The 9,442-nt window shown below is 56.8% G+C and carries 5 protein-coding genes and 2 pseudogenes; 4 read left to right on the forward strand and 3 right to left on the reverse strand.

The features are described 5' to 3' along the window. Window positions 1-223: 223 nt before the first annotated feature. The 3 genes from Q1A75_RS19210 to Q1A75_RS19220 all read left to right on the forward strand — a co-directional run bounded on the left by Q1A75_RS19210 (window position 224) and on the right by Q1A75_RS19220 (window position 3,333). The gene (locus Q1A75_RS19210) at window positions 224-1,189 is read left to right on the forward strand and encodes a glycine betaine ABC transporter substrate-binding protein (RefSeq protein WP_299553121.1); all 966 of its coding nucleotides are present in this window, start codon (window positions 224-226) and stop codon (window positions 1,187-1,189) included. 73 nt (window positions 1,190-1,262) lie between these two features. Further along, entirely contained in the window at window positions 1,263-2,297 is a 1,035-nt protein-coding gene (locus tag Q1A75_RS19215) for an ABC transporter permease subunit (RefSeq protein WP_299553118.1), read from the forward strand. Window position 2,298: 1 nt separating this feature from the next. Then, entirely contained in the window at window positions 2,299-3,333 is a 1,035-nt protein-coding gene (locus Q1A75_RS19220; protein WP_299553115.1) for a betaine/proline/choline family ABC transporter ATP-binding protein, read from the forward strand. A gap of 142 nt (window positions 3,334-3,475) precedes the next feature. Here Q1A75_RS19220 and Q1A75_RS24295 read toward each other — a convergent pair. From Q1A75_RS24295 to Q1A75_RS19235, 3 genes and pseudogenes are all read right to left on the reverse strand, one after another. After that, window positions 3,476-5,374, reverse strand: a pseudogene (locus Q1A75_RS24295) (DNA/RNA non-specific endonuclease). 40 nt (window positions 5,375-5,414) lie between these two features. Continuing rightward, window positions 5,415-6,575 carry a hypothetical protein gene (locus Q1A75_RS19230; RefSeq protein ID WP_299553112.1) on the reverse strand — a complete coding sequence of 387 codons (1,161 nt, stop codon included), beginning with the start codon at window positions 6,573-6,575 and terminating at the stop codon, window positions 5,415-5,417. A 702-nt stretch (window positions 6,576-7,277) separates the two neighbouring features. Next, a pseudogene (locus tag Q1A75_RS19235) lies at window positions 7,278-8,035 on the reverse strand (IS5 family transposase). A 332-nt stretch (window positions 8,036-8,367) separates the two neighbouring features. On the opposite strand from Q1A75_RS19235, the gene Q1A75_RS19240 reads away from it, so the two are divergent. Beyond that, window positions 8,368-9,261, forward strand: coding sequence for a fatty acid desaturase (locus Q1A75_RS19240; protein WP_299553109.1), 894 nt, complete (start codon window positions 8,368-8,370; stop codon window positions 9,259-9,261). Window positions 9,262-9,442 lie beyond the last annotated feature (181 nt).

The following is a 9,442-nucleotide window of genomic DNA, read 5'->3' on the forward strand; positions in this document are numbered from 1 at the left end:
GCGTCAGTTCTGTCGTTCCGCACTGACCCTAACAAGCTGATCCCGTTTGCCCCAAGCCCAAACTGCCCCTTTTGCTGGACAGAGCGAAATTGTGATCATAGTGCGCGGACCACCGCGCCCAAATTCATCGCGTAGGCGGGTTTGGACTGTAAGTCCGTGCCGGTTTGGGTCTATCACTTGGCCCATCTTCTGCGAAAATACCGCCAGAACAGGGAGCAAACTCATGAAAAAACTCGCATTTGCCGCAACTTTGATGTTGGGCACGTCTGTTGCATCCATCGCCGCCGCCGAGTGTGGCGAAGTGTCGATCACGGAAATGGACTGGGCCTCGGCCGCCGTTGTGACCAACGTCGCCAAGTTCCTGTTGGAGCAGGGCTATGGCTGTTCCGTCACCGTTGTCCCCACGACCACCGTGCCTGCCATGGCATCCGTGGCCGAAACGGGTGAACCCGACATCCTGACCGAGCTGTGGACCAGCTATACCGAGGTCTACGAAGATCTCCGTGGTGAGGGCAAACTGGTCGAGCTGTCCAAGGTTCTGTCCGACGGTGGGGTTGAGGCGTGGTGGATCCCGGACTATCTGGCCGAAGCGCATCCCGAGCTGAAAACGCTGGACGGCATCAAGGCCAACCCGCAGCTGGTAGGCGGCCGTTTCCACGACTGCCCGTCGGGCTGGGGCTGTGACATCACCAACAGCAACAACTTCAAGGCCTCGGGGCTGGCCGATGCTGGCGTTGAGCGTTTCCAGCACGGCTCGGGCGAGACGTTGGCAACGGCCATTGCCGCCGCATATGAGGCGAAAGAGCCATGGTTCGGCTACTACTGGGCGCCGACCTCGGTTTTGGGCAAATACCCGATGGTTCAGGTGGAAATGCCCGCCTATGACGCCGAAACGCACACGTGCAACGGTCTGGAAGACTGCGCCACGCCCGGCCTGTCCGCATACCCTGTGTCGAATGTGGTGACCGCCGCGACGCAAGCCTTTGTTGACCGTGAACCCGACGCTGCGGCGCTGATGGGCAATGTCACTTTCACAAACGCCCAGATGGGCGAGGTGCTGGCGTGGCAGGAAGCCAACGAAGCCTCGAACGAAGAGGCGGCCGTGTACTTCCTGACCACCTACAAGGATGTCTGGGGTGGCTGGTTGAACGACGAGGCTCGCGGCAATCTCGCGGCCTTGCTGCAATAAGCTAGGGCGTCGGGGTCCGCCCCGGCGCGACCTTCGCCCCTTTGGGCGTAAGACTAATAAACTGGGGAACGACATGGCAGCCTATGACGGCGTCTTTGACGGCCTTGGCCTGCGGGATTGGTGCGATGTGGGCAAGGAAGATGCGCCCATGTCCATGGCGCAACTTTTGGCCCAGAGTGGCGGCGGCGGCGCAGTGGCAGAGGAGGGCGGTTTGCCCTTTCCCTCGCTCGACGTGCTGCACGAGGCCTGCGGGCGCATCGGCCAAACCCGTGACCTGACGGCGGGGATCGAGCGGGGGTTCCTGTCGATCCGGTCCGAGCTGAAATTCGTCCTCGACCCCATCACGCAGCCGCTGAGCTGGATGCTCGACGGCACGCTTTGGGTGTTTCAATCCGCGCCCTGGTGGGTGATGATTCCCGCGTTGTTGCTGATCACATGGCTGGTCAGTCGCTCGAAATCCGTGACCGCTTTCGTGGCTCTCGTCCTGCTGTTCTTCGGCTTCATCGACCACTACGAGGTGGCGATGCAGACCCTTGCGATCGTGTTTGTCTGTACGGGGCTATCGGTCCTGCTGGGCGTGCCCATCGGCATCGGTATGTCCAAATCGGATACGGCGCAGCGCACCATCGTGCCCATCCTCGACCTGCTGCAAACACTGCCGACCTTCGTCTACCTGATCCCGCTGATCTTCCTGTTTTCCGTCACGGAATCAAAGCTCTATGGCATTGCCATCATCCTCTACGCCATCGTGCCGGTCATCCGTTTGACCGATCTCGGCATCCGGCTGGTGGACAAGGACGTGATTGAAGCGGCCAATGCCTTTGGTCTGACCGCATGGCAAAAGCTCAGCCGGGTTGAGTTGCCACTGGCGCTGCCCAACATCATGGCGGGCGTGAACCAGACGATCATGATGAGCCTCGCGATGGTGGTGATTGCCTCGCTTGTCTCGGCCCCCGGCCTTGGCGTGCTGGTCCTGCGGGGCATCCGCAACCTGGAACTGGGCGTGGGTATTGTCGCGGGCTTGGGCATCGTGCTGCTGGCCGTGATCCTTGATCGCGTGTCCAAGGCTGCGCTCGCCCGTGTCGACACCGGACGCAAGGAACGCTGACATGACTGCAAAAGTGTCCCTGCGCGGATTGTACAAGATCTTTGGTCCCGATGACACGGCGATGGTGCCCCATGTCCAAGCGGGTATGGACAAGACAACCTTGCTGGAAAAGCACAAACATGTGCTGGGTCTGCGGGACATCAACGTCGATATGCAGCCGGGTGAGATCACGGTCATCATGGGCTTGTCTGGCTCTGGCAAGTCCACCCTGATCCGTCACCTCAACCGTCTGATTGACCCGTCGGCGGGCGAAATTCTGGTCGATGGACAGGACGTCATGAAGATGGGGCAGGCGGCCCTGCGGGACCTGCGGCAAAAACAGATGTCGATGGTGTTCCAGAAGTTTGCCCTGTTACCGCACAAGACCGTGCTGGAAAACGCGCAACTGCCGCTGAGTGTGCAGGGGGCGGACAAGGCGACCTGCGATGCCGAAGGGCGCAAATGGCTGGCGCGTGTGGGACTTGAGGGGTTCGAAGACCGCTATCCTGCGCAACTGTCGGGTGGGATGCAGCAACGGGTGGGGATCGCCCGTGCGCTCACCGCCAACACCGATATCATGCTGATGGACGAGGCGTTCTCGGCCCTCGACCCGCTCATTCGCACCGACATGCAGAACCTGCTGTTGGAGTTGCAAAAGGAACTGCACAAGACCATCGTCTTCATCACGCATGATCTGGACGAGGCGCTGAAACTGGCCGACCATCTCGTGATCCTCAAGGATGGCGCAGTGGTCCAGCAGGGGGAGCCTCAGGGCATTTTGCTCGCCCCGTCAGACCCTTACATCGAAGACTTCGTCAGTGACATCAACCGCGCCCGCGTGCTGCGCGTGCGGTCCGTGATGGGGCCGGTGTCTGACGAGAGCTTTGACGGAGAGGTGGACGCGTCCCGCAACCTTGAGGACATGATTGCACTGACAGGAGGCGACACCAACCACATCTATCGTGTCACGGACGGCGGCGAGGTTGTTGGCCAACTCGACATGAAAGACCTGGTCAAAGCCCTTGTCCCGCGGCCAGCGACTGGTTTGGACCGTTAATCATCAATCAACTTCGTCTCGCGGTGTTGTCTTTGGCTGCCCAAAACGAATGCTTCGTTCAAGCCACCGCTGGACGGTGGCGGCCTCATGACCAAGGATCGGTCACAGGCATCGTTTTGGCACAAGACTGTCGAATGGCTGTCTAGAATGCCACCTCTTCCTGATGCCTGATTTCGCGCACCGCCACTCCAATTTTGACATCGCCCAAGCTTTCGGCGCTGTTGCCACATAGTCGTTCGGGGTGGCGCGTGATATCCGCATCCTGATAGGCATCAAACCCAAGCCCGGTTTGTTGAGCGAGTTCCGAAACGGAGACCTGAAAGAGCTGGAACGGATCAAAGTCGATGCTTTCGATGTCGTTCAGCAAGTCGCTTTGCGACAAGGTAAAGCAAGCTGCCCTGAGCGCGTTATCCGTGCCGCGGTAGGCGATCAGTTTCCAGAAGCTGCGGGGGATCAGTGCATTGCGGTAGCTGGGATCGTCCTCACCGAACAACGGCCCCGCCAAGACAGAAATGCGGATGTCCTGAACATCGGCTTCCTCCAGTATCAGATCCTCAAGCCGCCCCCAGATGCCGCCCCGTCCGGATTGGTTAAAGCTTTCGTGCTGTGGTGCGATGTTCGTAAAGAAAAAAGATTCGTGATTGGCTCACTGCGCATCTTCGATTTCTCCCCAGGCCACATCGGCGCGCCGTGCGATATGTCCGCGGTCAAGTCTGTTGTTGGCGTAAACGGTGTCATCAAGCTGGTACTTCGCTGCGATGCGGTCATCCAGCCGAAAGCCATGACGTCCAAGTTGCACTTTCCGAGCGCCATCCGTGTTCCAGGCAACGAACCGTGCCAGTCGGCGCTGAGCACTCAGGCAGACGGAAAAATGCATGTAAGGGATCGTTTGTGATTTCCCGAAATTCACTGCATCGCGTTTCAGCGCTAGCGACAGATCCGGCATCGGTGCCGGAACCCCCAGAAAGTTAGTGTCGTAACCGAGTGTTTCATTCTGAGGTTCCAGCTGATCCTTGGACGACTGCGCGTTCGGCGGTGTCAGTGTGAAGCCAAGTTTGCTTTGGACAGAGTTCGGGTAGCAGGCCAGCGCATGCTCATCGGCACTGGCGTTGCCCTCGCCGGCGAAATGCAGCCCCGCAAAGATATCCGTCGCTTTTTCCTGTTCAGATATGATCCAGACCGCGCCGGAGTCGCCACCCTTGCTGATCTCGCCCTCTGCAGCCGGAAAATCAGGGTTCGGCCCGATCTCAAAACATCCGATATTTTGAGCGCCAACGGTATCGCCGAAATCAATCTGGACGATCACATCCGTCCGCTGGACGATGCCATATGTCGTTTCGGTCGTGCGCCCCGTTTTTACAAGCGTATCGCCCAGATCGACATCCGCCATTTGGGTAAGGACAGTATCAAGGCCGTACACCGCACGTTCAAAGCCGCGTTCTTCGATGCGAGCAAGTGCGCAATCACCGGCAACGCCCAGATGGCTGCGCAATAGGGTACCGCACGTGTTGTCTGCGGTATTGTTGTCATCGAATGGCCCGGGCTGGACGATCTTGTCGCCGACCCGGCCCGTCTCACCATGCAAAACATGCCAGTTCGACAGGATACAGGGCGCGCCGCTTGATGCGTCGAACACAATCGCCCCCAGTGTTCCGGCAGTGCCGTCAGGGTGGCTGATGCTGGCACCGGGGATCAGCGGATCGAGCCGCGATTTGAGAACCGAAGCAGGTCCACGCTCGACGATCCTGTAGGATGGTTTGTAACTGCGTTGGATGACGTCTGTGGGAACAGATCGCCCATTTGTGTCGATCTGTTCAGGAAGCGCCTTTGAACCCAGCCTCTCCAAAGCGGATGCGCCAAGCTTTTCGCGCACGGTAAAAACAATACTGATATCCCCGTCGCCATTCTTGCGACCGATGCCAATTGACGTGACGTTCGGATCGCTCAGATAAGCTGCGCCTCGGGTGCGTATTATGCGGCGCAGATCGTGCATCAACTTGAGGTCTTCCGGTTCTTTTGATTTCGCAGGTTTCTTAGCCATATCGATTTCTCCGGTGTAACAACGCCCGATCAGGTAAACATCAGGGTCCTTCGAACGTGGTTTGTGACATGAGTGATTTCGCGATCTGACCCAATTCACAATTGGGGACAGACCCGTTCGTTTGGGCTGCACGCATGACGTGCTGGTACAGCAACTGCCGATCCACGTTCAGCGGACGCAGGTTCATCCTGTCGAGTTGATCCAGAATGCCCGAGATACCGCTGTGCCGTCCGATGGTTATCTCTGCACTGCGTCCGATGGTTTCCGGGGAAAACACCCGCTGCATGATCTCCGCAGGAATGGATTGATGGATTCCGGTTTCAACAACAAAACTGATTTCGCCGATCAGAGGTTTGTTCGGCGAAAACTGCATCCCGGTGTGATCCATGAAAGCCTGCACCACCTTTGCTATCATCCGCGTTTTGCATCTATGGGCGAATTGCGGATCATCGGCTTCAAAATACGCGGCATAGGCCAATAGTTGCTCCAGGGCAGTGTTGCCGCCGCCGTCGCCGGTATTGCCGATTGTCACCTCGGCTTGGGTCGCACCCGCCTTGATCCCGGCAATGGAGTTTGCCAGACTTAGGCCGAGCAAATTGTGGCAATGAACGCCCAGTGTGGTGCCGGGCGGCAAGGCCGTCTTGATGCGGCCGACCAGCTTGCCGAAACCGTTTGGCTCCATGGTGCTGAGCGCGTCAGCGACGACGATGTGCGTGGCGCCCGCGTACGCGGCAGAAGCGCTAAGATCCATAAGAAAAGACGGATCGCGGTTTCCGGCGCAAACGAGATAGTACTGCGCTTCTGGGAAGTAGCTTCGTGCTTCACTCATCAGATTACAGGAGCGCTCAATCGTCTTGCAGTATGCGCGGCCAGCCCAACCCGGGGACGTCGAGAGGAGATCGAAAGGCCGTGCGGATGTCGCGATCCGGGAACGGTGCTTTGCGCCTTTCAATGCCTGAAAAGCGCGTTTGATATCTTTTTTGATCGGTCGCGACAGAACACTGAGTTTGACGGCGTCAGTTTGATCGGCGATCTGCGTGACACCGTCCGTGTCTACCTGCGAGGCTGCTGGAAAACCGGCATCGATCACATCTATGCCGAGCTGCTCGAGTAAAACGGCCAGCTCGCCTTTCTGCCGGGCTGTAAAATGTAGAAAGGCCTGCTGTTCACCATCCCTTAATGTCGTCTCGAAAATCTCCATGCTGTCGCCTTCTTTCCTGTCTGCAAGGGCAAAGCGCTTGGTGCAGTGGCCACTTGGTGGCCACGGTCTTGGCAGCCGCCGCAAACCCGATGGCCACGGTGCCGCTGTCGGTCGGGCGAACAGGGTCAGTTCGTGGTCATGGCTTGCCTGATATGCCTGAGAGATAAGGAAAACATCAGCGCGCAACAGGGGCGGAATGCGCCCTTAATGAAGAGTTCATTGCCTATTCATTTTGAGCCTATGAACATGCCATGGGATCAGAAAAAATCTGCCGATATGTCCTGGAAATAGGCGTTAACTGGCTGCCAAGGGGCCGCGTGATGCAATCCATAACGTTGTTCGAAGCAGCTTGACGGAACAAAGGCTTTTCGGGGGGAGGAGGGCGGAGCACCAGCCGCGTCAAAACTGAGCCAGAAGTGTTTCGCCTTCACGAAGCAGAATATCCGTTGTGTGCTTTCGGTCCTCGAAGCGCTGCGAAATGTGAATATGGCGCAGGAGCGATATGGTTCTGAAAACTCTGATACGATGCGGGCAGATGTCAGGCCCGGTGCTTTGACACCCGCGCAGGAAAGCCGTCTCGAGCCTTTGGGATGCTTCTGATGAGCCGGTGGTCCGCACCGCGTACTCGGCGAGATGGGCAAGGAAATTTCCGACATCGATCGCAGGGTCACCCAGCGCCGCTAGATTCAAGCCTCACCGCCGTTAAATGCCGATTGCGGCGAGAGCGATTGCCGACGGAAGGACCTTCCGGCATCGGTCGTATCGAGCTGCCACACGTCGCCAGTCTTTCAGCCTGCCGAACATGATTTCAACCCGATTGCGTCTTTGTAGCGTCGCTTGTCGTATCGGATGGTCGTCTTTCGTTGTTCTCTGCCCGGGGTGCGTGGGCATATCCCGTTGTCTTTCAACGCGTCTCTAAACAATCGGCGTCATGGCCGCGATCCATTAACGGCAGGGTATTCGCGCAGCGAATACCCTAGGAGGGGTCGAGTAACCAGTCCACCTTTGGCAAACGACCAACCAAGGCGCGCGCGCCGATATGGTCACTGACCTGCCCAGCATTGACGAATAGGTTCAGAGGGCGGTCTTGGCTGTCGTAGATAGCGTGGAGCTTTGTATTCATGCCACCCCTTGGTGCGTCCGATCAGACGTCCACGTCCTCCCTTTTCCATCGCAAGGCTGGACGTCGTGCGATGGGATTGGAGAAAAGTTGCATCAATCATGACAGTCTTCTTTTCACTTTGATCGGCCGACAACCCGATCAGAACATCAGTGAAGATGCCCTTATCGCTCCACCACTTCCAACGATTGTAAAGCGTCTTGTGCGGGCCGTATTCCTTTGGCGCGTCGCGCCAGTGTAAGCCAGTGCGGTTGATGAAGATGATCCCGCTCAACACGCGCTTGTGGTTCACGCGGGACTTGCCGTGGGATTTCGGAAAGAAGGGGTCCAGACGCGCCATCTGCGCATCACCCAATCAGAAAGGACCAGACATGCTCACCGTTCGTTCTTGCGGCCATCACTCACGCTAAACAGCGGAAATCAATCAGTCATGAGCCTAAGTGTTTCAGTCCTAGGATCAACTGGCTGATTGCGGCTGGCGCCCCCCCACCAGTTCTTTTGCAGCGAGGATAAAACTCGCCCCATCCAACGGCCGCCACAAAAGCCCGAATGGCACGTAACGAATGCGTTTTTGCCATGCGGACAGATAAGTCCCTCTTGTTCAGTGGTCAAATATACTCGCTTTAGAGGACAAACAGTTTTGTGTATTCAGTCGCGTGGGAGGTACGAACGGTGGACCACAAAGCTTTTCTGTCTTCGCTTGAAGCAGCCGACCGCGAACGTTTGACTGCGCGCAGTGACGCAAAAGGTTTGACACATCTTATGGCACACTGGGGTGCAATCGTGCTGTGCGGGGCTTGGATCTCTCAAGCAGCTCTATTTTGGCACGTAGTGCTGATATTCCAAGGTGTTCTGCTCGTTTTTCTTTTTACGCTATTGCATGAAACAAGCCACAAGACACCATTCAAGAGCGGATGGATAAACAACGTGGTTGGGCATGTTTGCGGTTTGCTCCTGCTACTGCCTGCGACATGGTTTCGGTATTTCCATTTTGCCCATCATCGGTTCACTCAAGTTCCTGGCAAAGACCCGGAACTGGAAGCGGCAAAACCGACCAACTTGAGACAATACATCATCCACGTTTCTGGCATCCCTGTCTGGAGCAGCCACGCGAAAACTCTAGCGCGAAATGCGATGGGAAAGCAGTTTGAGGAATTTGTTCCACAAGGGCGCCAAGCTCAGGTCAAAATCGAAGCTCGCATTTACCTTTGTGCTTACCTGGTTTTGCTTGGGCTGAGCTTTTGGTTCGCCACCCCTATCTTGTTCTATGTTTGGTTGTTGCCAATGTTGTTGGGGCAACCATTTCTAAGACTGTACTTGTTGGCAGAACATGGGCGCTGTCCAACTGTTGCGAACATGTTTGAAAACACGCGAACCACCTATACAAACATGTTTGTTCGAGCGGTTGCTTGGAACATGCCATACCATACGGAGCATCACAGCTACCCTTCTGTGCCATTTCACAAACTACCCGAATTGCATGAACTCACCCAGCCGCATCTGACCGTGACGGCAAAGGGTTATACGGCTTTCAACGCGGAATACATTCACAAAGCGTTCGATTGACCCAACTGCACAGAAACGCTCGTTCACCATCACAAAAAGCGGACATGCACCTCCAGAACTCAATGGGTGGCTTTGTCCGCGATATGGTCGCACCCAAAGGCCAGATGCTGCAATATCACCGATATGACTTGTGTGGATGGCACCCGCATAGCAAGGGTTAAATGGGATTGCGTGTACCTTT

The sequence above is a fragment of the uncultured Tateyamaria sp. genome, assembly GCF_947504105.1.
Classification (GTDB): Bacteria; Pseudomonadota; Alphaproteobacteria; order Rhodobacterales; family Rhodobacteraceae; genus Tateyamaria.

Bases quoted from the DNA above. Each gene is read 5' to 3' on its own strand.
- Q1A75_RS19210 (WP_299553121.1), top strand. From the start codon at position 224: ATGAAAAAACTCGCATTTGCCGCAACTTTGATGTTGGGCACGTCTGTT.
- Q1A75_RS19215 (WP_299553118.1), top strand. From the start codon at position 1,263: ATGGCAGCCTATGACGGCGTCTTTGACGGCCTTGGCCTGCGGGATTGG.
- Q1A75_RS19220 (WP_299553115.1), top strand. From the start codon at position 2,299: ATGACTGCAAAAGTGTCCCTGCGCGGATTGTACAAGATCTTTGGTCCC.
- Q1A75_RS19230 (WP_299553112.1), bottom strand. From the start codon at position 6,575: ATGGAGATTTTCGAGACGACATTAAGGGATGGTGAACAGCAGGCCTTT.